This window comes from uncultured Xanthomarina sp., assembly GCF_963971605.1.
In the GTDB taxonomy this organism is placed as follows: Bacteria; Bacteroidota; Bacteroidia; order Flavobacteriales; family Flavobacteriaceae; genus Xanthomarina; species Xanthomarina gelatinilytica.
In genome coordinates, this window is sequence record NZ_CAXATZ010000021.1 from 18,587 (window position 1) to 45,049 (window position 26,463).

20 protein-coding genes and 1 pseudogene are annotated in these 26,463 nt (G+C 34.8%); 11 read left to right on the forward strand and 10 right to left on the reverse strand.

The features are described 5' to 3' along the window. Positions 1-34 precede the first annotated feature (34 nt). The gene (locus tag AACY93_RS09055; protein WP_287005510.1) at positions 35-3,064 is read right to left on the reverse strand and encodes an aminotransferase class III-fold pyridoxal phosphate-dependent enzyme; all 3,030 of its coding nucleotides are present in this window, start codon (positions 3,062-3,064) and stop codon (positions 35-37) included. Between the two features lie 110 nt (positions 3,065-3,174). Here AACY93_RS09055 and AACY93_RS09060 point away from each other — a divergent pair, with 110 nt between their 5' ends. Both AACY93_RS09060 and AACY93_RS09065 read left to right on the forward strand, forming a co-directional pair. After that, positions 3,175-3,939, forward strand: a complete 765-nt coding sequence (locus AACY93_RS09060) for a TIGR02757 family protein (protein WP_287005512.1) — start codon at positions 3,175-3,177, stop codon at positions 3,937-3,939. A gap of 60 nt (positions 3,940-3,999) precedes the next feature. Then, the gene (locus AACY93_RS09065; protein ID WP_287005514.1) at positions 4,000-5,481 is read left to right on the forward strand and encodes a carboxypeptidase; all 1,482 of its coding nucleotides are present in this window, start codon (positions 4,000-4,002) and stop codon (positions 5,479-5,481) included. Between the two features lie 76 nt (positions 5,482-5,557). On the opposite strand, the gene AACY93_RS09070 is transcribed toward AACY93_RS09065, so the two are convergent. Then, a complete protein-coding gene (locus tag AACY93_RS09070) occupies positions 5,558-7,447 on the reverse strand; it encodes a peptidase M61 (RefSeq protein WP_287005515.1) in 1,890 nt (629 codons plus the stop codon). 210 nt (positions 7,448-7,657) lie between these two features. Between AACY93_RS09070 and AACY93_RS09075 the strand changes: the two genes are divergently transcribed. From AACY93_RS09075 to AACY93_RS09095, 5 genes are all read left to right on the forward strand, one after another. Continuing rightward, positions 7,658-8,665 (forward strand): glycosyltransferase family 2 protein, encoded by a 1,008-nt coding sequence (locus AACY93_RS09075; RefSeq protein WP_287005516.1) that lies wholly within the window; start codon positions 7,658-7,660, stop codon positions 8,663-8,665. Positions 8,666-8,831: 166 nt separating this feature from the next. Then, positions 8,832-10,754: a BatA domain-containing protein gene (locus AACY93_RS09080; protein WP_287005518.1), complete on the forward strand. Its 1,923-nt coding sequence runs from the start codon at positions 8,832-8,834 to the stop codon at positions 10,752-10,754. Continuing rightward, a complete protein-coding gene (locus AACY93_RS09085; protein ID WP_287005520.1) occupies positions 10,751-12,004 on the forward strand; it encodes a dihydroorotase in 1,254 nt (417 codons plus the stop codon). Before AACY93_RS09080 ends, AACY93_RS09085 begins: the two co-directional genes overlap by 4 nt. Before the next feature lie 4 nt (positions 12,005-12,008). Then, positions 12,009-12,335, forward strand: coding sequence for a hypothetical protein (locus tag AACY93_RS09090; RefSeq protein ID WP_286854319.1), 327 nt, complete (start codon positions 12,009-12,011; stop codon positions 12,333-12,335). Positions 12,336-12,350: 15 nt separating this feature from the next. After that, complete coding sequence (locus AACY93_RS09095; protein WP_287005521.1) at positions 12,351-12,992, forward strand: alpha/beta fold hydrolase; 642 nt, start codon at positions 12,351-12,353, stop codon at positions 12,990-12,992. A 4-nt stretch (positions 12,993-12,996) separates the two neighbouring features. Here AACY93_RS09095 and AACY93_RS09100 read toward each other — a convergent pair whose 3' ends face one another. Together AACY93_RS09100 and AACY93_RS09105 are read right to left on the reverse strand one after the other, a co-directional pair. Beyond that, entirely contained in the window at positions 12,997-13,500 is a 504-nt protein-coding gene (locus AACY93_RS09100) for a hypothetical protein (protein ID WP_040492403.1), read from the reverse strand. Then, complete coding sequence (locus AACY93_RS09105; RefSeq protein ID WP_286854317.1) at positions 13,500-14,261, reverse strand: MBL fold metallo-hydrolase; 762 nt, start codon at positions 14,259-14,261, stop codon at positions 13,500-13,502. The genes AACY93_RS09100 and AACY93_RS09105 overlap by 1 nt, the downstream gene beginning before the upstream one ends. A 91-nt stretch (positions 14,262-14,352) precedes the next feature. Between AACY93_RS09105 and AACY93_RS09110 the strand changes: the two genes are divergently transcribed. Next, complete coding sequence (locus AACY93_RS09110) at positions 14,353-15,804, forward strand: hypothetical protein (protein ID WP_007651140.1); 1,452 nt, start codon at positions 14,353-14,355, stop codon at positions 15,802-15,804. A gap of 49 nt (positions 15,805-15,853) precedes the next feature. Here AACY93_RS09110 and bcp read toward each other — a convergent pair whose 3' ends face one another. After that, positions 15,854-16,306 (reverse strand): thioredoxin-dependent thiol peroxidase, encoded by a 453-nt coding sequence (gene bcp / locus AACY93_RS09115; RefSeq protein ID WP_007651142.1) that lies wholly within the window; start codon positions 16,304-16,306, stop codon positions 15,854-15,856. A 42-nt stretch (positions 16,307-16,348) separates the two neighbouring features. Here bcp and nth point away from each other — a divergent pair, with 42 nt between their 5' ends. Next, on the forward strand, positions 16,349-17,008 hold the full coding sequence (gene nth, locus AACY93_RS09120; RefSeq protein ID WP_007651144.1) for an endonuclease III: 660 nt from the start codon (positions 16,349-16,351) through the stop codon (positions 17,006-17,008). A gap of 300 nt (positions 17,009-17,308) precedes the next feature. On the opposite strand, the gene AACY93_RS09125 is transcribed toward nth, so the two are convergent. Then, positions 17,309-17,893 (reverse strand): sigma-70 family RNA polymerase sigma factor, encoded by a 585-nt coding sequence (locus AACY93_RS09125; RefSeq protein WP_007651147.1) that lies wholly within the window; start codon positions 17,891-17,893, stop codon positions 17,309-17,311. 237 nt (positions 17,894-18,130) lie between these two features. Here AACY93_RS09125 and uvrA point away from each other — a divergent pair, with 237 nt between their 5' ends. After that, positions 18,131-20,914 carry an excinuclease ABC subunit UvrA gene (gene uvrA / locus AACY93_RS09130; protein WP_287005527.1) on the forward strand — a complete coding sequence of 928 codons (2,784 nt, stop codon included), beginning with the start codon at positions 18,131-18,133 and terminating at the stop codon, positions 20,912-20,914. Here the strand turns inward: uvrA and AACY93_RS09135 are convergent. Then, positions 20,911-21,978 carry a DUF3667 domain-containing protein gene (locus tag AACY93_RS09135; protein WP_287005529.1) on the reverse strand — a complete coding sequence of 356 codons (1,068 nt, stop codon included), beginning with the start codon at positions 21,976-21,978 and terminating at the stop codon, positions 20,911-20,913. The genes uvrA and AACY93_RS09135 overlap by 4 nt on opposite strands. Before the next feature lie 54 nt (positions 21,979-22,032). Further along, complete coding sequence (gene def, locus AACY93_RS09140; RefSeq protein WP_286854312.1) at positions 22,033-22,671, reverse strand: peptide deformylase; 639 nt, start codon at positions 22,669-22,671, stop codon at positions 22,033-22,035. A 378-nt stretch (positions 22,672-23,049) separates the two neighbouring features. Between def and AACY93_RS09145 the strand changes: the two genes are divergently transcribed. After that, positions 23,050-24,120, forward strand: a complete 1,071-nt coding sequence (locus AACY93_RS09145; protein ID WP_286854311.1) for a hypothetical protein — start codon at positions 23,050-23,052, stop codon at positions 24,118-24,120. Between the two features lie 76 nt (positions 24,121-24,196). On the opposite strand, the gene AACY93_RS09150 is transcribed toward AACY93_RS09145, so the two are convergent. Both AACY93_RS09150 and AACY93_RS09155 read right to left on the reverse strand, forming a co-directional pair. Further along, on the reverse strand, positions 24,197-25,666 hold the full coding sequence (locus tag AACY93_RS09150; RefSeq protein WP_286854310.1) for a polysaccharide biosynthesis C-terminal domain-containing protein: 1,470 nt from the start codon (positions 25,664-25,666) through the stop codon (positions 24,197-24,199). Further along, positions 25,657-26,463, reverse strand: a pseudogene (locus AACY93_RS09155) (glycosyl transferase family 1); the annotation flags it as partial. The pseudogene AACY93_RS09155 and the gene AACY93_RS09150, both read right to left, overlap by 10 nt.

Below are 26,463 nucleotides of genomic sequence, written 5' to 3' on the forward strand. Positions count from 1 at the left end.
ATCACAGGTTTTGCAAGGTTTTCGAACCTTTGGCTTAGAAATTCCTCATGAAATCTTCATTAAAAATCTGTTCCAGTCTGTACAATAATTCGTCTGCATGATTTCTTGAAAAAACCAATGGAGGCTTGATTTTTAAGGCATTGTTATCCTTGCCATCTGTACTCATTAAAATACCAAAATCCTTCATTCTATTGGCTAAATACGTTGCCTTTTCTGGTAAAGGGCGTTTGTGCTTGTCTGTTAATTCAAAGCCTAAAAATAAACCCTGTCCTCTTACATCACCTATTATGGAAAATGTTTTTTGAAGTTTTATCAATTTATCTTTTAAGTAGCTGCCAACTGTGAAAGCATTTTCTTGAAGTTTTTCTTCTTTGATTACCTGTAAGACCTTATTTCCAATAGCGCAAGACACTGGATTACCACCAAAGGTGTTAAAGTATTCCATACCATTTGCAAAAGCATTTGCCACCTCTTGGGTACAAACAACTGCAGCTAGCGGATGCCCATTTCCTATGGGTTTTCCAATGGTTACTATATCTGGAACCACACCATGCAATTGAAATCCCCAAAACGTCTCGCCTACTCGTCCGCAACCTGTTTGTACTTCGTCTGCAATACAAAGACCTCCAGCTTTTCTAACAGACTGGTAAGCCAATTTTAAATAGTTTTCAGGTAATTCTATTTGTCCACCACAACTAATGATGCTTTCACAAATAAAACCAGCTAGTTTTCTTCCTTTTGAATGAATGACATCAATTTGTTCATCTATATGTTTGGCATATGATTCAGCTGTATTTTCGCCTTGATACAAACCTCTAAAGCTATCTGGAAGTGGTACAATATGTGTATGTTCTGGAGCGCTTTGACCTCCTTTGCCATCAAATTTATAGGAACTGATATCTATACAGGCATTGGTGTTTCCATGATAACCTATTTCAACTGCCAACATATCCTTGGCGTTGGTAAAGGCTTTTACCATTCGTAAAGCAAGTTCATTGGCTTCACTACCTGAATTGACAAAGTGGACCACAGATAACTCTTTTGGAAAGGTTGCCAACAAAGCATTTGCAAAATTATTGATATTGTCATGCAAATAGCGTGAATTGGTATTCAATACAGCCATTTGCTCTTGTCCAGCTTTTACAACCTGAGGATGCTCGTGGCCAACATGTGCCACGTTATTTACAGTATCCAGATATTTTCTTCCAGTTGCATCAAATAAGTATACACCAGAACCACGTTCCATCTTTAAAGGTTCTTTATACGATAAGCTCAAACTTTTTCCCAGATGTTTTTTTCTGAAATCAATGATGATGTCATTGGGTGTTTTTGTGTGCTCGTTTAAACCTTCGTATTTAAACAATAGGTTGGGATTGGGACAAATACGTTTCCAGACAGACACTTGATTTGGAAAAGCAACACCAGGAAAATCCTGAGTATAATCCAACATATCCAGCATAATTTGAAAATGTAAATGTGGCGACCAACTGCCATTTTCATTGGTATTGCCAACATAGGCTATCAAATCGTTAGCATGAATTTGCTGCCCTGTTGTAACCAAGGTCATACTGCTTTCAGACAAATGTCCATATAAGGTAAAAAAAGGAATCCCTGAATCTGTTTGGTGTTTTAGGATGAGTGTTGGCCCATAATCCTTATCATTTCCATTGTTGTAAATACTGAATACTTCACCATCAAGAGGCGCATGGATTGGTGTGTTTTCTTTCACCCAAAAATCAACACCCAAATGTGTGGTTCTATATTCTGGACCAGAATTTCCTTCTTTTTTATAGGCATTGGTACTGTAAAAAGGTCGCACTTCCAGATAACCTCCTGCGAACAATGTTTTAGGTTTTTCGTTTTGAAGTCTATTGATTTTAAAACTGCAAAGTTCCAAATCGTTATATTCACTTTCATGTCCCAACCATTTACTGCCTACACTCATATCTAAAGTATAAACCTGATTGAAATTCAAGGTTGGAAAAAATTGGTTTAATGCCACAGCTTGTTTTTTGAACCACTCTAAAAATGCTGTTTCCTTGGGATGCGCTGCAAACCCACAGGCATTACGAAAACTATAGTGTGCCAAGTTCTCATTTATGGCTCTCCATTTTTCTAAAAGGTCCCAAGCTGGTTTTTCGCTAATTGACAAATATTTGTTATTGGGTTCTTTTTGCTTATTTATTGCAGATTTGGTAACACTAATCACCAAACGCATGGCTACCAAATGATATAAGAAAAAAAGCTCTTCTTCCAATAATGGAAACTGACTGTGATAACCAGAAACAATGGGCAAGGCTGCCGAAAGTGCATCAGGTTTGTCCATAATTGCATAGGCTATCGCTACAGCCAAATCGTTTATGGTTTGCGTATAAATGGCATCTCCGTAATCAATAATGGCTACCACTTCTGGATCTATCAGCTTGTTGGAAACCAAAATATTGTTATCATTGGCATCGTTATGGACAACACTTTTTCGAAGCTTTTTATAGTTGTTTTGAAATCCTTCGTATTGCTTTTGAAAATATGCAACAAGATGCTGTTGTGATTTGGAAAACAAGTTGATATGATTAAAAGTCCATGCTGCCTGAGCCAAATCCCAATCAAAAGACCTTTGCGCAATTGGGTGTTTAAAAGTAGATAAAGCACAGGTTATTTTTCCGGCTTCAACCCCTAACCCATAAAGCAACTTGTCTGTAATGGGATTCACTGAAGACCAAAGTCTTCCATCTATCCATGATAGCAACCTAACAGCTCTTTTAAGTCCTTGAACGTCTTCAATAATACGAATGTCATTTCCCAGTAAATCGGGAAAAGCTTTAGGCGAAACCAACTGACTGTTTGCAAGGTGTTGAAATATGGCTTGCTGAAACCTTAAAGGCTCCAAATCTTGGTTTGGTCTGCTAATCTTTAAAATATAGTTTTCCCTCTTCGTTTCAATTAAAAAGTTAAAGTCCAACTCTCCAGGCAGTGTTTTGAACTCCCCTTCAACATTATAAAGGCGTTTAGCAATTTCCTTGGCTTTCATCAATGGAATTTGTATGGTGTTATAATCAACAGACATGGTTTCTATAAAATTGAATTACTCTTAACGAAGGTACTTTTTTTTAAAGGATTATTTCAAAACAGAATCCTCCAATTTTTCATATTTTTAGTGTTTAAAATGTAGGTCTATTGAAGCAAACAGAATTAAAAGAATTTTTAGACGTTAAAGTCTTGGAATACAATCGTCCCGAATTTATTGAAAGCGATCCCATTCAAATTCCTCACTTCTTCAACAAGAAAGAAGATATAGAGATTTCAGGGTTTTTAACTGCTACCATTGCCTGGGGAAATAGAAAAAGCATCATTAACAACGCTAAACGAATGATGGAATATATGGACCATTCGCCATTCGATTTTGTAAAAAACCATCGAGAACAGGATTTGCAATCCTTGTTGCCTTTTGTACATAGAACTTTTAATGGAACAGATTTTATCACGTTTGTGAAAGGTTTGCAGCATATTTACAACAACCATCATGGCTTGGAACAGGTGTTTTCAGTAGCAAACAAACAAACATCTTTACAAGCTGCCATCCATCATTTTAAAAAAGTCTTTTTTGAAATAGAACACCTACCAAGAACCCAAAAGCATGTAAGTGATCCGTTAAAGAATTCAGCTGCCAAAAGAATCAACATGTTTTTGCGTTGGATGGTTAGAACAGATCAAACTGGAGTGGATTTTGGCATATGGAAGACCCTTTCTCCTTCCCAATTATCTTGTCCATTAGATGTGCACTCTGGAAATGTCGCTAGAAAACTGGGTCTATTAAAACGAAAGCAAAACGATGCCAAAGCCCTTAGGGAGTTAGATGAAAATCTTAGAATACTTGATTCCACAGATCCAGTAAAATATGATTTTGCGCTTTTTGGTTTGGGAGTCTTTGAAGGATTTTAACAGATTAAAAAATCAGGTTTCACTGAAACATTTTATATTTAGACCTAAAATCACATTTTAATGAAAAAACAAGTCTTTCTATTAGCTTTTTTTACTATTTCCAACTTACTTTTTTCACAGGGAAACAAAATTCCATTGGATACCATGGTTGTTACCAAGCACTCCATACAAATTAAAGGCCAAGCCTTATCCTATGAAGCAACTGCTGGAACACAACCTGTTTGGGACACTAACGGAGAGCCCATTGCCACTTTATTTTACACATATTATAAAAAAAGCAACAGTTCTCCTGAAAAACGACCTATCATTTTTTCCTTTAATGGTGGACCTGGCTCAGCATCTGTTTGGATGCATATTGCATATACTGGTCCAGTGTTGTTAAATATAGATGATGAAGGCTATCCTGTGCAACCTTATGGTGTTACAGACAATCCGAATGCCATATTGGATGTTGCCGACATTGTTTTTGTGGATCCAGTAAATACAGGTTATTCCCGAATGGTTGAAAATAAAGACGGAAAACTTCCTGACAGAAAAACCTTTTTCGGGATCAATGCAGATATAAAATATTTAGCAGAATGGATGAACACCTTTGTAACCAGACACAATAGATGGGAATCTCCAAAGTATTTAATTGGTGAGAGTTATGGAGGTCCAAGGGTTATGGGTTTATCCAAGGAATTACAAAACAGTCAATGGATGTATTTAAATGGGGTTATTTTGGTCTCTCCTGCCGATTATAAAATATATTCCACCAATCAACCTATATATTCAGCTTTAAACTTACCGTATTTTACGGCAACAGCTTGGCACCAAAAAGCGTTGCCTGCAACACTGCAGCAAAAGGATTTACTGGATATTTTACCTGAAGTTGAGACCTTTGCCATTAATGATTTAATGCCAGCTTTAGCAAAAGGTGGATTTATTTCTTCAGAAGAAAAAGAGCGTGTGGCAGAAACAATGAGTCTGTATTCTGGTTTGGACAAAAAAGCTATTTTAGACCATAATTTAAATGTGCCTACCCGTTTTTTCTGGAAAGAATTGTTGCGTGACAAAGGGTTTACCATTGGAAGATTAGACTCACGTTATCTTGGAATTGATAAAATGACAGCAGGAAATTCACCAGATTACAACGCAGAATTAAGCTCTTGGCTACATTCTTTTACTCCAGCAATAAATTATTACCTTAGGGAAGAACTGAACTTTAAAACAGATGTAAAATATAACATGTTTGGCGACGTGCATCCTTGGGACAGACAAAACGATGAGACTAGGGAAGCTTTGCGTCAAGCCATGGCACAAAATCCGTATTTAAAGGTCTTGGTACAATCGGGTTATTATGATGGAGCCACTACTTATTTTGCTGCAAAATATACCATTGGACAAATGGATCCTAGTGGTAAAATGAAAGATCGCGTTAGTTTTAAAGCCTATAGAAGTGGCCACATGATGTATTTAAGAAATGAAGATTTAAAGTCTTCCACAGATGATATTAGACAGTTTATTAAAGACTCTGCTTCTAAAGGATCTGCTAAGTATTAAACATAAAAAAGCCTGATGAAAAATCATCAGGCTTTTTACTTCTTAAACTGTAAATCTACAATCTAAAATTTTTCTTCTATCCTTTTAACCAAGCGTTGCGCAAAGCTATTTGAGCGTCTGTAGCATTAGGGTTTGGAACCAAGGTTCTTCCTATGGTATAAGATGTTTCCACATTTGTTTTAATCACAACTTCTTCTCCATCTCTATCCAATACAACTTCAATCGCTGTACCTGGTTGCCACATAAACACTTTTTGAAATACTTGATTGGCTGTTTGTAAAGACACTTTTTCACCATCAATGGATTTTATAATGTCGTTTGGTTTCACACCGTTGTCATTCCAAAAGCTATTTTGAGTCACCAAACCATTAAAATAAATGGTTCCACTGTCTTGATTGGCACCAAAAATTAAAGCTCCATTATTTTGCACCAAGTTGGTTTCTACTTTGCTTTCGCCCAGCTCAAGTCCTACTTTGGCAAAAAATGTCTCATAATTGATTGGCACATCTCCAACTACATGCGTGTTTAAGAACTCTCCAACAGATGGATAGGTCATGGTTGTAATTTCAGCAATTAGTTTATCGTCTTCAAATGGTTTGTTTTTACCATATTTATTGGACAATTCTTTCATTAGCGAAAGGATTCCCCTGTTTCCATTACTTTCCTCACGCATTAAGATGTCTATACACATGCCTATTAAAGCACCTTTTTGATACACGTTATAATACTGACTGGCATAAGGTTCGTCTAAAACATTTTCACTCATGATGGTAAAACTCATGGTATCGTTCATTCCTGAAGCTGTTTGTATTTTACCCATGATTTTACTGTAGAATTCTTCTTCGGATACCAAACCTTGATCTACTTGAAATAAGGTGGCAAAATATTCGGTAACACCTTCATACATCCATAAATGCTTGGAAAATGTTGGGTTGTTGTAATCAAAATAATGAACATCTTCTGAATGCACACTTAAAGGCGTTACAATATGGAAAAACTCATGAGATACCACATCTACCATACTTTCGGCAAGTGCTTCAAAAGGCATTCCTTCTGGCATAACCACAACTGTGGATGTATGATGCTCCAGAGCTCCAAATCCTTTAGGGGAATCTGCATCACCACGAGATAAATACAAGTAAATATCGTAACGAGGTGTGCTGTCTATATCACCCAAATATGCTTTTTGTGCCTGCATCATGGTTTTCATGGTTTCACCTATTTGTTTTGCAGTATGCGTTTGGTTAGGTGAAAAAACACTCAAAACAATTTTAATATCTCCAACCTGGAAGGTTTCAACATCCAAGTTTCCATACATCATTGGGTTGTCGGTAATGTCAAAATATCTAGGTGCAAAATAACTGGTAGTAATGGTTTTGCCATCGTCACTTGTTTTTTCTGAGACATTCTGCAAAGCAGAAGTACGAACAAAATCGGCTGGAGCAGTCACATCCAATTTATACTGATTGTTTTTTAAAGAATCGAAATACCCTATAAAACCGTGTAAATTCAACACATAATTATCTGGCTCAATATTTGTACCTGCTGGCGAAAATGGTGTATCACCACCAATACCTCCAGATACCTCCACATCAAAGGTATCGTTAACCCAATAAGTTAGGTAGTCTAGATTGGTTGCATTAGCAATGGTCCAGGAATTGGTGTCAATTTTATTTACAGTTAATTCGTTTCCATTGTAATCAAAAGCTTTTAAGTTTTCAACATACTTTCCAAAATCACTTATGGAATAAGTACCTTGAACAACTTTAGGCAACCTGTAAGTAACCGTTTCTAATGTAAATCGACCTGGATTAATGGTTACTGGAACTTGATCGTTTGTAACTTTTGTTAAATCTATTGAAGTTTCAATAGGATTGCTTACTGCTAAATCGGCAGTGGTTTTTGTGGAAGAGCCACAGGCAACAAGAAATACACTGATGCCAAAAAGGGTTAATAATTTCTTCATGTGAATGGTTTTTTAAATTGTCAGTATGACGCCCAAAAATACAATGTGTTACACTTTTTTACCTTAACTTTTTGTTAAAATACATTTAGACAGATATCTTTAAAGCTACCTGAACTGCTTCCAATTAAAAATCTTTAGAAATTTACGGACTGTTCCCATTGATACTTTTTAACTTTAGACAGATTTAACATAAAAAACTATATTCGTGGCATGCAAAACCCTTTAATAAGCATCTTGACGCCATTTAAAAACACAGCAGCCTTCTTGCCAGAGTGCTTGGCGTCCATTAAAAGCCAAACTTATACACATTGGGAATTATTGATTGTTGATGATGGTTCCACAGATGATGGTTACAAGCTAGTGCGTGAGTATGCCAAACAAGATTCCAGAATAAAGCTTTATAAAAATTCGGGCAGTGGCATTATTGAAGCTCTAAGAATGGGGTTTAGCAAAAGCTCTGGATGTTATATTACGAGAATGGACAGCGATGACATCATGTCTTCTAATAAACTTGAAGTACTTTTAAAGAACCTACAGACCTATGGTAAAAAACATGTGGCTACAGGTTTGGTGTCCTATTTTAGTGAAGAAGGCATAAGTGATGGTTACAATAGTTATGAAAGGTGGTTGAACCAATTAACGCAAACTGGAACCAATTATTCCGAAATTTACAAGGAGTGTGTTATTCCATCTCCTTGCTGGATGATTCACAAAGACGATTTGGTGGCTTGTGACGCTTTTAACCCCAACGATTATCCGGAAGATTACGATTTAACCTTTAGGTTTTACAAATACCAATACAAGGTAATTCCTTGCAATCAATTGTTACACTATTGGAGAGATTATAGTACCAGAACCTCCAGGACCCATGAACATTATGCCCAAAACTATTTTTTGGAAATTAAACTGAACTATTTTTTGGAATTGGACTACAATCCAACCAGACCTTTGGTGCTTTGGGGAGCAGGTTTTAAAGGTAAAAGCATTGCCAAACTCTTAATAGACAAAGGAGTTGACTTTATCTGGATTTGCAATAATCCTAAAAAAATTGGAAAGCACATCTACAATCAGGAACTCTTTGGTTTTACCTATTTAAACAGCATACAAGATGCTCAAAGTATTGTAACCGTTGCCAACAAACAGTCTCAAAAAGCCATTCGGGCTTTTTTTAAAACCCATGATAAAATGGAAATGGAAGATTATTTTTTCTTTTGCTGAAAGAGGTCTTATGGCGTTATGTTTTTCAAGCAGTCCCAATCATCCTAACAAAAATTTGAAACCTGAAATTAGAATTTGGAAATTTATGACAGGATTTTATTTAATTTGTTGTTAAAAGGTTTTCTATTTCATAGTAAACACTATTTTTGTAAATAAACTAATAAGAATGCAGTTTAAACATCCTGAACTTCTTTACGCTTTATTTGCACTGCTTATCCCAATTCTTATTCATTTATTTCAACTTAGAAAATTTAAAAAGCAGGCATTTACCAATGTGGCTTTTTTAAAAAAAGTAACCTCTCAAACTAGAAAAAGCTCCCAATTAAAAAAATGGTTGATTTTATGTACAAGAATGTTGCTTTTAGCAGCCTTAATCCTGGCTTTTGCACAACCTTATACCTCAAAAACCAACCAGCTAAATACCAAAAGAGAAACAGTGGTTTATTTGGACAACTCTTTTAGCATGCAGGCCAAAGGAGAACAAGGGGAACTTTTAAAACGTGCTGTACAGGATCTTTTAAACCATGTGGATCATACAGAAAACCTAACCCTATTTACCAATAACGAAACCTATAAAAACACCAACCTTGGAGCCATAAAAAACCAATTGTTACAACTTGGGTATTCCTCCAATCAGCTAAACTATGATGCTGTTCTGTTAAAAGGCAAGCAATTGTTCAACAACCAATCTGGAAATCTTAAGCAATTGGTGCTGGTTTCAGATTTTCAAACCAAGGCATCATTGTTTAAACCCGTTTTGGATTCTTTAGTGACCATACATGCGGTTCAACTACAACCAGTTAACACCAAAAACCTATCTATTGATAGTTTATACGTTTCCAATAAAACACCTCTAAACATTGAATTGACAGCAAACATTAGCAATCAAGGTCCAGAGCTTAAAAATGTACCAGTTTCCCTATATAGCCATGATAAGTTAATTGCCAAAACATCCATTGATATTGCAGATACAGCAACTGCAAATTTTACGATAACCAATCAAGAGGAAGTTTTGGGAAACATTGTGATTGATGATGTGAATTTAAATTTTGACAATAATTTGTTTTTTAACATCAACAAAGCCAACAAAGCCAAAGTGCTTGCCATTACTGAGACAGATGATGTTTTTTTACAACGTATTTTTACGGATAACGAATTCATTTTTACTTCAGAAGCCGCAACGAAATTGAACTATAGCGATATCGACCAACAAAATTTAATTGTTTTAAACGAGCTGGAACGCATTCCAATTTCTTTAACCACAGCCTTAAAAGCATTTACTGAAAATGGTGGCTTTATAGTTGTTATTCCGTCAGAAAAAATAGATCTGCAATCCTACAACGATTTGCTTTTAACATTTAACACGCGTTTTGAAGCCCTCCTAACCACAGAAAAACGAATTACGAACATCAATTTTTCACATCCACTTTACAAAGATGTGTTCCAAAAAGAAGTTTCCAATTTTCAATATCCTAAAACAGAACACTATTATCCCATGCTTGCCTCAAATGCAACCGTTCCTTTAAAATTTGAAGACGGGAAAGCTTTTTTAAGCAAAAACGGTCAAGCATATATCTTTTCAGCCTCTTTTAAAACTGAACAATCCAATTTTAAAAATTCACCTTTAATCGTCCCAACGTTGTATAATATGGGCAAACAAAGTTTAAAAACCTCAAAGCTCTATCAAGTGATTGGAAGGGAAAACACCTTTGATGTTCCAGTAACACTACAGCAAGATGAAATTTTAACCTTATCCTTAGGTGAAGAAAGCCTTATTCCACAACAGCAATATTTTAATAATAAAGTACAAATAACCACAACCGAAACTCCAGTTGTTTCTGGAACCTACAGTATTACAAACAACTCTGAATTTATTGAACATGTAAGCTTTAATTATGAAAGGGACGAAAGCATTTTACAATATCAAGATCTTTCTACCTTTCAGCATGTTCAGGTTTCAGATTCTGTTTCAGATTTGTTTGATACCTTAAAAAGTGACTCGAAAATTAACGAGCTATGGAAATGGTTTGTTATTTTTGCATTGGTTTTTTTAGCCATCGAAATGCTCATCTTAAAATATTTTAAATGAACGTACTCTTAAAATCAGCCACAATTATTGACTCTAAAAGTGATTTTCACAATCAAACAGTCGATATCCTTATTGAAAATGGTGTGATTTCACAAATTTCAAAAGCCATAAAAAATTCCAAAAACATTAAGGAAATCCATTTAGACAATTTACATGTTTCACAAGGTTGGTTTGATAGTAGTGTTAGTTTTGGTGAACCTGGTTACGAAGAAAGGGAAACCATAGAAAACGGTTTAAGAACAGCTGCGCTTTCTGGGTTTACTTCTGTGGCACTTAACCCTAACACCAATCCAGTAATAGACTGCAATGCAGATGTGTCCTTTATAAAAAGTAAGGCAAAAAAACACGCTGTAAGCCTCTACCCTATTGGTTCTTTAACAAAAGAAGGCAAAGGCATTGACCTGGCTGAACTTTTTGATATGAAACAGGCTGGAGCCATGGGTTTTGGTGATTATAAAACATCTATAGATAACCCAAACTTGCTTAAAATTGCCTTACAGTATGCCAGCAATTTTGATGGATTGGTACTTTCTTTTCCTCAGGAAAACAAAATTTCGGGCAAAGGTGTCATGAACGAAGAATTCACAAGTACCTCTTTAGGCTTGAAAGGCATTCCCAACATGGCAGAGGAACTGCAAGTTGCAAGGGATTTGTTTTTACTGGAATATACCGAAGGGAAACTACATATTCCTACCATTTCCACAGCAAAATCCGTTGAACTTATTCGGGCAGCCAAACAAAAAAAACTAAATGTAAGTTGCAGTGTGGCCATTCATAATTTAATATTAACTGATGAAGCCTTAACCACCTTCAACACCAATTGCAAAGTACTGCCTCCTTTGCGTACGCAAAAGGATATTGATGCCTTGATAGAAGGATTGAAAGATGGTACAATTGATATGGTAACAAGCGACCACAATCCCATGGATATTGAGCATAAAAAAATAGAATTTGATTTAGCAGCTTATGGAACCATTGGTTTGGAATCTGCATTTGGAATTTTAAATACCCATTTTAGCACAAAAAAAACCATTGATTTTTTAACCAGAGGAAAAAATAGATTTGGCATAAACACACAGGAAATAGCCATTGGAAACAAAGCCGATTTAAGTCTTTTCAATCCAAATGGCTCACAAACATTTACAAAGGAAAATATAAAATCCACTTCAAAAAATGCCATTTTTGAAAACCATGAAACCAAAGGACAGGTTTATGGTATTGTATCCAACAACAAACTTGTTTTAAATTAAAGACATGACAGAACAAACCATTCAAGAAGGAAAAACACTTGCTATTGTTAGTTATTTAACCTTTGTAGGCTTAATAATTGCCATAATCATGAACCTTGAAAGAAGGAATCCGTTTACCTTTTATCATGTAAGGCAAATGCTGGGATTAATCATCATGCTTATTTTTTCAAATTTGGTGGAAGCCTATGTAAACAGCTGGTTAGGAACCAGTTTTTGGATTGTAACCTTTGTTTGCTGGTTATTTGGATTGTTTTATGCTGCCAAGGGAGAAGCCAGACCCATTCCTGTTATTGGTGAAAAATTCCAAGAATGGTTTAAAAACATTAATTAATAAAAACTATAGATTTTGAGTTTATCATATATTACAAGACCTTCAAGCTTAAAGGAAAATGCACCACTATTGATCATGTGCCATGGTTATGGAAGTGATGAGAACGATTTATTTTCGTTTGCCTCTGAACTTCCAGACGAACTATTTATCATTTCCCTAAAAGCGCCTTATACATTACAACCTTACGGGAACGCTTGGTATGCCATAAATTTTGATGCAGAACAAAATAAATGGAGCGATGATGAACAAGCCAAATCCTCCAGGGATTTAATTGCGGAATTTATAGATGAAGCATGTGCCAAATATCCAGTAAACAAAGACAATGTCACACTTTTGGGTTTTAGCCAAGGCACTATTTTATGTTATGCAGTAGCTTTAACCTATCCAGAAAAAGTAAAACAGGTTATTGCCTTGAGTGGTTATATCAATGCGAATATTATCCCAGAACATGTCTCTGAAAAGGATTATTCCCATTTAAGCTTTTATTGTTCTCATGGCAATGTGGACCAAGTATTACCTGTAGAGTGGGCAAGAAAAGCTCCTAAATTTTTAGAAGCTTTAAACATTGATCACACCTACTCCGAATTTCCTGTTGGCCATGGTGTGGCACCACAAAATTTCCATGAATTCAGAAAGTGGTTAACTGATAAAATCTAGACTGTTATTGAGTTGGATATAAAAACGAATCGATCAATTTGAATTTTAATTGCTCGTCTTCGGTTATTTCATAACCAATCAATAATTCTCCCCAATATTTTCCATCGGAAAAATTTGCAATGATCCATTTATGGTTTAACAATCTGATGGAATTGATCAGCATTTTTCCACCTGTCATGGACGCATAAGGAATCAAAGGATGTTCCTCTCCTTTCATAACATTAAGTTCGTAAATTTCGTCTTTTATAAAAGGAATAAGTTCAGACACTTTATAGCCTCTATCTTCAAAATAGCTTAGGGCAGCTTCGGTATGGTCTAATTTAAATTCTGAAAGAGCCAGAACCTCGTCCCTTAAATTGGAAATGGTATCGTGATAGACTTGGTTTTTTTCCAAACTCCTTTCATATTTTTTATCGTAACTTTTTATGATATTTTTAGAATTCACATATTGAAATACAACTAGTAAAAGTGTAAAAATAAAGAGGTACATAAATATTCTATTCTTCATTATATGGTAATTTGTAAGTTATCGTAAGCCAAAAAAACGTTTTCCGGCAACTGTTGTTGCACTTCGTCATGAAATCCCAATAAATGACTGATATGTGTTAAATAAGCTTTTTTGGGATTTACTTTTTTTATAAAAGCTAAAGCTTCATCAAGGGTAAAGTGCGACACATGAGGTTCTTTTCTCAATGCATTCACAACCAATACATCCAAACCTTTCAGTTTGTCAACTTCTTTGTCTTCAATGGTTTTCATATCTGTTAAGTAAGCAAACCTATCGAACCTAAAACCAAAAACCTGTAAATTGTAGTGTAAGCCCTTTATAGGAACCACTTTCATATTATGCAGTGAAAAAGGTTTGTTTTTAATTTTGTTAATCAGCACATTGGGAGCTCCGGGATATTTGTTTTCGGTTTCAAAAATATAGTCAAATCTACGCTTTAGTTCCTTTATAACTCGTTTATGGGCATAAATGGGAATATCGCCTTGTTTAAAAAAGAACGGTCTAATGTCGTCCAAACCTGCTGTATGGTCTGCATGTTCGTGAGTGAATAATATCCCATCCATTTTAGTACAGTCTGCCCTAAGCATTTGTTGTCTAAAATCAGGACCACAATCAATAACGTATGTATAGTTGTCCCATTGAATTAAAACAGAAACCCGAAGGCGCTTATCTTTAAAATTTGAACTTAAACAAACAGGATGAGTGCTTCCAATAACTGGGATTCCTTGAGATGTTCCTGTGCCTAAAAATGTAATTTTCAATGCGAATGATTTTGAAACAAAAATAAGGTTATTTTTTTGTTTGACATGGTAATTTAATACCTTTGTCACCAAGATTTAATCCAAATTTACAATGGAAATTAGCTTAAAAGGCGATAAAGAGTTTGAAGAAATACCTTCGATAAAAACAAAAGCCCTTCGTATAAATCTCAACGAGCACATTTACGGAACTTTTGCCGAAATTGGTGCAGGACAAGAAACTGTAAGACAGTTTTTTAGAGCTGGTGGTGCCTCTGGAACCATCGCGAAAGCTATGTCTGCTTACGATAAAGATTTTAGTGATGCCATTTATGGTATGGAAGACGATGGACGTTATGTTACCGAAGCACGTTTACATAAAATGTTGGATCATGAAATAAATCTTATTGAAGAAAGGTTAACCAGAGACAAACATCCCAATAAGCTGTTCTTTTCTTATGCCAATACGGTTACCACAATAGATTTTGCAAAAAAATACAAAGGTCACGGATGGGTAGGGATTAGATACCAAATAGAACCAAACCAAGACTATAACGAAATAACCTTACACCTTCGTTTTAAAGAAAACGATGCTCGATTGCAACAGGAAACCTTAGGGGTTTTGGGGACCAATTTAATTTATGGCGCTTACTATAAATATAACGAACCTAAAAAACTGTTGCGTTATTTATACGATCATTTGGATAAAGACCAACTGGAAATTGATACCATTAACTTTTCAGGACCCGTTTTTGAAGAAGTGGACAACCGTTTGATGAGCTTACAGTTGGTGAAAAACGGAATGACAGATGCCGTAATGTTTGCTCCAGATGGCAATAACGTACTTCCTGCCAGAGTGTTGTACAAAAAAAATATTTTAGCACTACGTGGTAGTTTTAGACCTGTAACAAAGGTAAATATGGACATGTTTCAAAGATCTTACGACATGTTTATTAAAGAGAATAAAGTGGATGTTGAAAAAACCCAAGTGGTTTTTGAAATTACTTTATCCAACCTACGTGCTGAAGGCGAAATAGATGAACAGGATTTTATGGACAGAGCCAAATTGCTTTGTTCTTTAGGGCAAACCGTTTTAATCTCAAATTTCCAAGAATATTATAAACTGGTGGAATATTTCTCTCAGTATACCAAGAGCAGAATGGGACTTGCCATGGGAGTTAACAACCTGGTTGATATTTTTGATGAAAAATACTATCGTCATCTAAGTGGTGGCATTCTAGAGGCTTTTGGTAAATTATTCTTTAAAGATTTGCGCGTGTACTTATATCCTATGTTAAATGATGATGGTTCCATAACCAATAGTGAAAACCTAAAGGTACACCCTAGAATGAAAGAATTGTACAAATTCTTTAAATACAATGGAAAAGTGGTAGACATTACAGACTACGACGAAAGTAACCTGACCGTATTCTCAAGAAAAGTACTTAAAATGATTTCTGATAGCGAAGATGGTTGGGAAAGCATGCTTCCTGAAGGGGTCTCTAAATTAATAAAAGAAAAAAGCTTGTTTGGTTACGAGGCCGAAGAAGTTTTTAGAAATGAATAACCACAACATAAATCATAAAAAAAAAGCGACCTGTAACGGTCGCTTTTTTTTATTTTAATATTTGATCAGAATGTGTTTTGGTCTTTACTTTTAAAATAACATCGTCAATTATACCTTCTTCATCAATAACAAAAGTGGTTCTATGGATCCCGTCGTATTCCTTACCCATAAACTTTTTTGGACCCCAAACTCCGTAAGCCTCTATCACTTTTTTATCTTCATCTGCCAATAAGGGATAAGGAAAGTTATATTTATTTTTAAAATTGCTTTGTCTTTTTTCGCTATCGGCACTTACACCCAAAATGTCGTATCCTGCTTTTTGAAATTTAGCATAATTATCGCTTAAATTACATGCTTCTGCTGTACAGCCAGGTGTGCTAGCTTTAGGGTAAAAAAACAAGACTAATTTTTTTCCTTTGTAATCATTCAATGAAATGCTGTTGCCATCTTGGTCTTTGGCAGTAAAATTTGGTGCTTTATCTCCAGGTTTTAAATTTGTCATAGTATCTTTGTTTAAATTTCAATTTTTGTAAAAATACAACTTATGACCAAGCAAGAAAAGGTAGATTATGTTATAAATAAGTTAAACGAGTTATATCCAACCATTCCTGTGCCTTTAAACCATAAAGACCCTTACACCTTACTCATAGCTGTACTGTTATCTGCACAAAGCACAGATGTACGTGTCAATCAAATTACTCCCTTATTATTTGAAAAAGCCGATAATCCCTATGATATGGTAAAATTAACCGTAGAAGAGATTAGAGAAATTATAAAACCTGTAGGTTTATCTCCCATGAAAAGCAAAGGCATACATGGACTTTCTAAAATACTTATTGAAAAACATGATGGGAAAGTTCCTAAAACTTATAAGGAGCTTGAAGAATTACCTGCTGTTGGACATAAAACAGCTGCTGTTGTTTTATCGCAAGCATTTGGTATCCCAGCCTTTCCGGTAGATACACATATACATAGATTAATGTATCGTTGGGGATTTACAAATGGTAAAAATGTGGTTCAAACAGAAAAAGATGCCAAGCGCTTGTTTCCCAAAGAACTATGGAACGATTTACATCTCCAAATAATTTGGTATGGACGAGAGTATTCTCCGGCAAGAGGTTGGGATTTAAACAAGGACATCATTACCAGAACCATAGGAAGAAAAAGTGTTTTAAAAGCACACCCACAGTATGTGGCTAACTAACTTTGTTTTGTATCCTGATATTATAAAATCCATACTATTTTATGAACATATTAAAAACAAAAAAGTCCTAACGACTAATTAGGACTTTTTCAAAGTTTAGTTGAGAAGTGCTTCAAACTTCATCTTATTACAATTTATAACACTTAAAGCCTTCGAATAATTAAGAAGAAACTGAATGGTTTCCTCTTTTGGGTTCAAATCAATTTGCTTTTGGGGATTTTTTTGAGAGTAAAGTTTTGCCATTAAATATGTTTTATGGGTTTATTTACAATCCTAACGCAGCAAATTTATTTTTATTGTTTAATTGGTTAAAATTATATTATGTTTATCTATTATTTTTCTCATGTTAATTAACGCGTAACGCATTCTCCCTAAGGCTGTATTGATACTTACACCTGTTTTATCGGAAATTTCCTTAAAGCTCATATCTTTGTACATACGCATCATCAAAACCTCCTTTTGGTCTTCTGGCAACTCCTCAATGACTTTTCTAATATCAGATTCCACTTGATCTTTTATAATACTTCGTTCGGCATCCAAGGTGCTGTCGCTCAACACAGAAAAAATATTAAAATCTCCAGTATTGCTAAATTTGGGCATACGCGTGTTTTTTCTAAAATGGTCTATCACCAAATTATGGGCAATGCGCATAACCCAAGGCAAAAATTTACCTTCTTCGTTATATTTTCCTTTTTTTAAGGTTCTTATAACTTTAATAAAGGTGTCCTGAAAAATATCTTCGGCCACATCTTTATCATAAACTTTGGAATAAATAAAGCTGTAAATACGTTGCTTGTGCCTATTAATTAAAACCTCTAGAGCAGGTTCCTCTCCTTGGATGTAGTTACTAACCAAAGTAGCATCAGTGATAAGTTCGTTTTGCATAATCATTACTTTAAACATAAAGAAGCCCTTTATGTCTGGGGTTTAAACTATTTTAAAAGTAATATTATGCTATAGGCTAGACGTGTGATTATAAGTTTAGTAAGTCCCAAATATAACAACAATCATTTGTATTTTGCAAATAAAATTTTATTATTTCTAAAAAAATATTCGATAAGGAACAATTTTTTAGGCTGATTTACTTATAGTATCTTTGCAAAATTATTGCTATAACTATTTATGACAACCGATATTTCCCAAGTAAATCCAAAAGAAAACATCATTATTAAAGGTGCCAGTCTGCACAATTTAAAACATGTAAATGTAATAATCCCCAGAAACAAATTGGTGGTTATAACTGGTTTATCCGGTTCTGGAAAATCCAGTTTGGCTTTCGATACGCTTTACGCTGAAGGACAACGCAGATATGTGGAAAGCTTATCCAGTTATGCACGACAGTTTTTAGGAAGGCTCAATAAGCCTAAAGTGGATTATATAAAAGGTATAGCGCCAGCCATTGCCATAGAACAAAAAGTAAATTCCACCAATCCACGTTCTACCGTTGGAACTTCCACCGAAATCTACGATTATTTAAAATTACTTTTCGCACGAATTGGCAAAACCTATTCGCCAAAATCCGGAAGGGAAGTTAAAAAAGATACGGTTTCCGATGTTTTAAATTTTATTAAAACCTACAACGAACGCGAAAAACTACTTCTCCTTGCTCCTATTCATCTTGAAAAAGGACGAACCATGGAAGACAAGATTAAAGTATTACAGCAACAAGGCTATGCCAGAATAAAAATTGGAAATGAGGTTGTAAGAATTGAAGAAGTCGATACCATCTCCAAGCAAGACACTGTCTTTTTAGTTGTGGACAGGATTATTACAAAAACCGAAGAAGATTTTTACAACCGATTGGCAGATGCCATACAAACAGCCTTTTTTGAAGGAAAAGGCGAATGCTATGTGGAATCTTTAAAAGACAACAAACAACATTTTTTTAGTAATAAGTTTGAATTGGATGGTTTGGATTTTTTGGAACCAAACGTACATTTATTCAGTTTTAACAATCCATATGGTGCCTGTCCCAAATGCGAAGGTTATGGAGACATTATCGGGATTGATGAGGATTTGGTTGTTCCTAACACAGCCTTATCTGTTTATGAAAATGCCATATTTCCTTGGCGTGGCGAAAGCATGAGTTGGTATCGAGACCAATTGGTGAACAATTCGCATAAGTTCGATTTTCCGATACACAAACCTTATTTTCAGCTAACTGAAGAACAAAAACAGCTTATTTGGGATGGCAACAGCTATTTTGAAGGTCTAAACAGCTTTTTTGCTGAACTTGAAGCCAAGGCCTATAAAATACAAAACCGTGTCATGTTGTCTCGCTACAGAGGAAAAACCAAATGCAAGGCATGTAAGGGAAAACGTTTAAGACCAGAGGTGGAATACATAAAAATTGGTGGAGCTACCATTACCGATTTGGTAGATTTGCCTCTTAACAAATTAACGGATTTCTTTGACAAACTGGAATTAAACGATTACGATTTAAAAATAGCCGAACGCCTGCTTAAAGAAATCAATAACCGTTTGTTGTTTTTAGAAAATGTTGGTTTAAATTATCTTACATTAAACCGAAAATCAAACAGCCTTTCTGGTGGTGAGAGCCAGCGTATAAACTTAGCCACATCGCTTGGGAGCAGTTTGGTTGGCTCCATGTATATTCTTGACGAACCAAGTATTGGCTTGCATCCTAAAGACACCGAAAGATTGATTGGCGTTTTAAAATCGCTTAGAAATCTTGGGAACACAGTAATTGTGGTGGAACACGATGAAGACATTATGAAGGAAGCCGATGAAATTATTGATATTGGTCCAGAAGCAGGAACCTTTGGTGGTGAAGTTGTTGCAGCTGGAACCTATCAAGATATTTTGGCATCCAATTCTTTAACAGCCCAATATTTAAATGGCAAACTAGAAATCAAAGTTCCTGAAAAACGTAGGACCTCCAAATATCATGTGGATATTTTGGGTGCTAGGGAAAACAACTTAAAAAACATTGATGTTACCATTCCTCTTGGCATGTTAACCGTTATTACTGGTGTATCAGGAAGTGGCAAAAGTACTTTGGTTAAAAAAATAGTATATCCTGCATTACAAAAAAAACTTACCGATTTTGGTGATAAACCTGGACAGTTTTCAGAATTGACTGGAAATTTCAGCAATATCAAACAGATTGAATTTGTAGATCAAAATCCCATTGGTCGTTCGTCAAGATCAAATCCTGTGACTTATATCAAGGCATACGACGATATAAGAGCGCTTTTTGCCAATCAAAAATTAAGCAAAATTAGAAATTATCAAGCCAAGCATTTTTCATTCAATGTAGATGGAGGACGTTGTGAAACCTGTAAAGGCGAAGGCGAAGTAACCATAGAGATGCAGTTTATGGCAGATGTGCATTTAACTTGTGAAACCTGCAACGGCAAACGTTTTAAAAAGGAAGTGTTGGAAGTTACATTTAAAGACAAATCCATAGATGATGTCTTAAACCTGACCATTGATGATGCCATTGCCTTTTTTGAAAAACATGAACAAACAAAAATACACACCAAACTGCAACCTTTACAAGACGTTGGTTTGGGCTACGTAACTTTGGGGCAAAGCTCTTCTACCCTTTCTGGTGGTGAAGCACAACGTATTAAATTGGCATCGTTTTTAGGCAAAGGATCCAAAAGTGACAATGCCTTGTTTATTTTTGATGAACCTACAACCGGATTACACTTTCACGATATACAAAAACTCTTAAAATCTTTTAATGCCTTGATTGATAAAGGGCATTCCATCTTAGTGGTAGAACATAATCTGGAATTGATAAAATGTGCAGACCACATTATCGACCTAGGACCTGAAGGTGGCGAAAATGGAGGTTATTTAGTGGCTTCGGGAACACCTGAAGAAATTGTGGCTAACAAAGAATCTATTACTGGCAAGTATTTAAAAGAAAAACTCTAATAAAACATAAAAGCAAAAAAGACCACAGCTATGGCTACTAAAAATAGTATAGGAAAAAACATCATTGTTATCATGCTTCCTTTAAAAAAACTTTTAATCCAACTTTGCTGATAAAATCGTTTTAAGGCCATGATGAAATAAATAAATATTGAAAATACCAAAATGGTGTCTATCCAATCTGGAATATCTTTTATCAAGTTAATACCAACAAGAATGCTAAAAACCGTAAATATAAAGGCAAAAAAGTAAAAGCTAAACACCAATTGGTGCGCATAACGACCACTTTTTCTGTAAAATAGTTTTAACAGCAAAGCAAACAGAGGCAATACAAAAAACATGGCAATGGGAACCGTATCATAAAAAGTTTGAAGGATGCTGCCTCCTTGTTTGGACTTCAGAAACTTGAGCCATTGTGCGTACAAACGCTTTTTAAAAGCACTATCCGTTTCTTGCATTCCCATGGATTTTAATATTTCTTTATCTGGTGCATTGATTTTTATCAAAGAATCTGTTTCTGCAGAACCAAGACTGATATTGTTTTTTTGGTTGCTGAAATCTTCACCATTAACCAAAGAATCTATTTGTTGTTCTGTCATACCAGAATAAATGGACATTTTTTGAAGTGTGGCACGAGCTTTCTCCCTATCCAACGAATCCCTGGTTATTTTTGCTTGGACTTCTTCATCTGTTAAGTCCTTTTTGTTTGTATTTTCCTCAAAAACTTCTGAAAGACCTTTATCTATTTTCCTAGCTTGTTCATTGGCATTAAAGGAAAATAAAAAGAAAAATACAATAGCTATAAACAAATACATTTGTGCTGGATGCAAATACAGTAACCTTTTACCTTCCACAAACTTTCTAGCCAAAAAACCAGGTTTGAGCATTAAGGGAATGAAACTTTTAAAAAAACGAGCATCGAAAGAAAAATAATTGCTTATGGTGTTATAAAACAACACGCCTAAGGTTAACTCGTCGTTTTGCTTTTGTCCGCAATGAGGACAATAAGAAAACTCACTTTCAAATGGATTTTCACAGTTTTTGCATGTGGTTTGCTTGGATGACATGAGTTCTTAATGTTTTTATAAAAGTATGAAAAGTGTTATTTTAAAAACAAATTTCTAATTGGAATCTTTTATTTCTTTTTCCAAATGGTCCAAGTATAAAATGCCATTTAAATGATCTATTTCATGCTGAAAAATTACTGCTGTAAAACCTTCAACCGTTTCAGTATGCTTTTTGTTCTCCATGCTATCATAGGTTATTTCAATGGAGTAAGCTCTACTGTTTAAGGTTTCAGTTCTATTAGGAATGGACAAACAACCTTCGGTGAATGTTTGTTTTTGTTCAGAATATAAGATGATTTTAGGATTTAAATACACTTCAAACGGAAATTCCTCTTTATCAAACCTTTGAACCCAAATAATATTCTTTAAAATTCCCACTTGTGGTGCTGCAATTCCAACCCCTAAAGACACGCTGTCCCTAACAGTTCTAAATAATCTATTTACAAAATTTTGTAAAACAGGATCCTTGGGGTTTGCATGAACTGGAGAACTTTTTGTTCTTAAAAGAAGGGAGTCTTGTTTGGAGTCTATTTTAAATACTCGCATAGGAACTGAACTATCTGCTTGCATGATAATGGCTCGTTCTTCTTTTGAAAACGAGAAACCGTCTTCTGTTCCAAGGTTTTTGGTTCCTGAACAAGTGCATATAAGCAGAATTAAAGCACACAATATCAAATATTTTATGGGTTTCATTATCTCTATTTTACGACATTTTAATTTCTTTCAAAAAGCAAAAGTTTAGTATCTTTTGTCCAACGTGTTTATCTGGATCCATCTATCCATGGTACTGTGTTACATTCGTCATTTTTGATACTGGAATCCATAAAAAAAAATGCAAAATTGATTTTAACGGTTGTTTTATGTTTTAATTTTTCCAGTTTCAAATACAAAAAGCTCTAATTTAAATAATATTTTTTAAGTAGCCCTATGAAAGGTATTTGAAATGAATAATAAAACACAAACAACAACACACTGTTTTATAGAGGCTTATAAAGCTCTTCCTATTTGTTAACATTTTTTGGCATGTTGTTTGTTTTATACTTAACACGTTTCAAATTAAATCTAACAATTATGAAAAAATTTATGTTTTTAATAACAGCTTTGGTTCTAGGCGGACTGACTGTTAGCGCAACAACTACCAACAAACCAAACCAAATAGATAATACAACAACTTTGAGAGGTTATGGTAATTCTTTCATATTTGTTGAAAATGGCATTGAATTTTCGGTGTTTCCTGATGGTCAGTTCGATTTTTACATGCCATCTTACGGTCCAAAAGTCAATGTATATGCCCCAGGTATAAGCATCAGTTTCAATTCTGGATATGATTACAATCCATTTTTACAATACGATAAATTTGGAGCCATCATCCAAGTGGAACACGTTCCTATTTATTATGATTTTTATGGTCGTGTAAGTCAAATTGGCAATGTATTTATAACATATAATGGTTTTGGGTATGTATCTAGAATTGGAGGCCTTTACATTCACTACAATTCTTATAGAAAATTTTCGCATTACACAGGCTACATCAATGTATTTAACCCATATTATGTTTATAGACCTTGGCACAATTATTACAGAGTTCCAGCTTATAACCATTGTGTGGTTTACCACAGACCATACAGAAAATATTACAACCCTGTAAGATACACCTATTATAAGCCTTATGTCAATAATTACAGACGTACAACTGCTGTAGCAAGCAGAAGAGGCCAAAACATTACCAGAAGAAGTGAGTTGGCCACAAGACCAAATCATGCAAATAGCATACCTAGACGTGATCTTGGGGCTCAGTCTCCAAAAGCAAACACACAGACAGGTATAATACCTAGAAGACAAAATACCGTTAGTCCTAGAGAAAATTCCATAACTAGTACACCTAGACCAAGGAATCAAGTGGCTACAAAACCTAGACAAGCTTCCAAACCAATAAAAACACGTAAGGATGCTCAAATTGTAAAGCCTAGGACCAACAATCAAGTTGTTACCAAACCTAGAACACAAAGCAGGAATTTAAAAACAAGACCTGTGGTAAAAAATAATAAGATTGAAAGAAAACCAAAGTCGTCAAACAATCGTACATATAATAAAGCACAAAAAAACAGACAAGTCGCTTCAAATACAAGAAGCAAAAGATAATTAGTTTTTGGTTGGTTAGTTTGGAAAGTCCTGCAACCCGTTTGCCTCAAAGCAACGTTGTGGGATTTTCCTTTTTTTAAGAAGTATGCTTGTTTTTTCTGAAAATTTTATTCAACAGTATGGAAATGTCATCAGACAAATGCAATGCATAAACCACAAAGCCGTAAAACATAGTTATGAGCAAGCTTTTAAGAGCTATGTTTAAAACGGGATGAAACTTAAAATCCCAGAAATAAAAGACACCCAAACAAACTAAAAGAAGTAAAACTACCTTTATGGTATTTGCCGAAAAAGGCAATATCTTAAATTTAAAATACACAAAAAGGATTTTTGAGATGTTATAGATTAAAATAGCAATAAAAGTTGCAAATGCAGCTCCATTAATACCATATAAAGGAATAAAAACCATGTTCAAAACTATGGTTAAAACAGCCAGAAGAACACCCAAAACCAAAACCATTCTATAATAATCGCTATTAAAAAGTATGGCGTTGTTGTTTCCCAATAAACTGTCTGACAACTTTGTTAAACCAATTATAAAAACAACGATCAAACCGTCAACATAACTCTCATTGATGAGTTTGTAAAGCTCATTGATGTTCAAAATAATCATTAAAAAAATAAATCCACTGATGATAAATAAGGTCAAAGAACTTTTCTGATAAAGAATTTTTAGATCTATTTTGTTTTTCTCGTTTAAAAGTTTGGCTGTTAAAGGGTTTACAATTTGATACATTGAGCGATAAGGTACACCAATAACTGTAGCAATGTAAATGGCAACACCATAGTAAGCCACATTTTCAATGGCTTCGTAGCGATTGATCATGAATTTATCAATTTCCAATATCACATTGGCCACAGAGCCTGCCACAATAATTAAGGTCGTATATTTTAAAATTCTTGAAACATTGGGAATCCTTTCAAATTTTAATTTAGGCAATCTTAGACTAAAAGCATACAGTTTCATGATTAGCATTCGTAATGTATAAACGCCCACCACACTGTAAATAAACTGATTTACACTAAGGTAACCAGCATGAAGCATTAAAAGCAATAAGGTTGTACATAGTCTATGAAATACTTCTTTCATGAAATTGCCAAAAACCGTTTGCATTTGCACCTTGGACCAGGCATAAAACACTTCAAAATAGGCAAAAGTAATGGCCGCAATATAAATAAGCCAGACATAGTCTACCACAATTTTATTATCTGCAGCCAACCAACTACTAATATAAGAAAATGCAAAATGTCCAATAAGACCAAAAGGAATAATAACAAGCAAAGGCAAAAACAACATAAGGGTTAAAAAGCTGTTTTGTGATTGTTTGGTTTTAAAAGAAGAATAAAACTTTACAATGGTATTGTGCACTCCAAAAGCCATTAAAGGCATCATAATGTTGGCTGTGGAAAGCAAATAACTTACCAACCCAAAATATTCATCGCTTAAAAAGGAAGTATATAAAAACAAGACATTAATGGCCCCAATACCAAAACCAAGGTAAGTAACAATTGTGTTTTTAATGGATTGGTTGACAACTACTCCCATAAAATCAATTTAGATAAAGATTCCGTTAGGTTTTTTCTACTATATTTTTGCAAGCCAATGGCATGTGCTTGCAGTGTACCTTCTTGAAACGCTCCATAATACTTTATAAGTGTTTTTTTAAGGGCTTCATGGTCGTGATAATTAAAATATACTCCTGTATTTGTTTCCTTAATCAGGGTTTCAATATCCGATGCTTCGGGCCCCAAGGCTAAAATTGGTCTGTTTGATATCATATACTCAAACAATTTTCCTGGAATAATGCATTTGGTTTCTTCAGAATCCACTTCAATCAACAATAATATTTGAGATTTTTTTTGAAACTCAATTGCCTTATTATGTGTAACATAGCTATGATTATATACATAATTACTTAAACCAAAAGAATCTATGGATGCAAGCACATCTTCACTAACAGAACCAACAAAATGCAATTGTAGGTCTTTGGCAAAATCCTTGTTTTCATCAACAAGTTCTTTTAAAACTTGCCATAAAACCTTTGGATTTCGTTTAGCCAACAACGAACCTATATGAGCCAAACTAAAAAATGTATCCAAAGGAGGGTTGGAAACAGTATGTGTATCGTAGCCGTTGGTGATAACAGCAATAGGCTTGCTGGTAACCTGTTCAAATTCCTTTTTGGTAACACTACTGGTTACAATAATCTGATTGGCAGATTGCAGCACTTTCTTCTCTAAGGCTTTGTGCTTTTGTTTAGCAAACTTGGTCAGTTTTAATTGCTTGTGGTAACCAATGGTTGTCCAAGGGTCCCTAAAATCTGCAATCCACTTTACTCCTGC

What these genes read in the sequence shown, in the direction of transcription:
- AACY93_RS09055 (WP_287005510.1), bottom strand. Translation starts at nt 3,064, where the DNA reads ATGTCTGTTGATTATAACACCATACAAATTCCATTGATGAAAGCCAAG.
- AACY93_RS09065 (WP_287005514.1), top strand. Translation starts at nt 4,000, where the DNA reads ATGAAAAAACAAGTCTTTCTATTAGCTTTTTTTACTATTTCCAACTTA.
- AACY93_RS09070 (WP_287005515.1), bottom strand. Translation starts at nt 7,447, where the DNA reads ATGAAGAAATTATTAACCCTTTTTGGCATCAGTGTATTTCTTGTTGCC.
- AACY93_RS09075 (WP_287005516.1), top strand. Translation starts at nt 7,658, where the DNA reads ATGCAAAACCCTTTAATAAGCATCTTGACGCCATTTAAAAACACAGCA.
- AACY93_RS09080 (WP_287005518.1), top strand. Translation starts at nt 8,832, where the DNA reads ATGCAGTTTAAACATCCTGAACTTCTTTACGCTTTATTTGCACTGCTT.
- AACY93_RS09085 (WP_287005520.1), top strand. Translation starts at nt 10,751, where the DNA reads ATGAACGTACTCTTAAAATCAGCCACAATTATTGACTCTAAAAGTGAT.
- AACY93_RS09090 (WP_286854319.1), top strand. Translation starts at nt 12,009, where the DNA reads ATGACAGAACAAACCATTCAAGAAGGAAAAACACTTGCTATTGTTAGT.
- AACY93_RS09100 (WP_040492403.1), bottom strand. Translation starts at nt 13,500, where the DNA reads ATGAAGAATAGAATATTTATGTACCTCTTTATTTTTACACTTTTACTA.
- AACY93_RS09110 (WP_007651140.1), top strand. Translation starts at nt 14,353, where the DNA reads ATGGAAATTAGCTTAAAAGGCGATAAAGAGTTTGAAGAAATACCTTCG.
- bcp (WP_007651142.1), bottom strand. Translation starts at nt 16,306, where the DNA reads ATGACAAATTTAAAACCTGGAGATAAAGCACCAAATTTTACTGCCAAA.
- nth (WP_007651144.1), top strand. Translation starts at nt 16,349, where the DNA reads ATGACCAAGCAAGAAAAGGTAGATTATGTTATAAATAAGTTAAACGAG.
- AACY93_RS09125 (WP_007651147.1), bottom strand. Translation starts at nt 17,893, where the DNA reads ATGCAAAACGAACTTATCACTGATGCTACTTTGGTTAGTAACTACATC.
- uvrA (WP_287005527.1), top strand. Translation starts at nt 18,131, where the DNA reads ATGACAACCGATATTTCCCAAGTAAATCCAAAAGAAAACATCATTATT.
- AACY93_RS09135 (WP_287005529.1), bottom strand. Translation starts at nt 21,978, where the DNA reads ATGTCATCCAAGCAAACCACATGCAAAAACTGTGAAAATCCATTTGAA.
- def (WP_286854312.1), bottom strand. Translation starts at nt 22,671, where the DNA reads ATGAAACCCATAAAATATTTGATATTGTGTGCTTTAATTCTGCTTATA.
- AACY93_RS09145 (WP_286854311.1), top strand. Translation starts at nt 23,050, where the DNA reads ATGAAAAAATTTATGTTTTTAATAACAGCTTTGGTTCTAGGCGGACTG.
- AACY93_RS09150 (WP_286854310.1), bottom strand. Translation starts at nt 25,666, where the DNA reads ATGGGAGTAGTTGTCAACCAATCCATTAAAAACACAATTGTTACTTAC.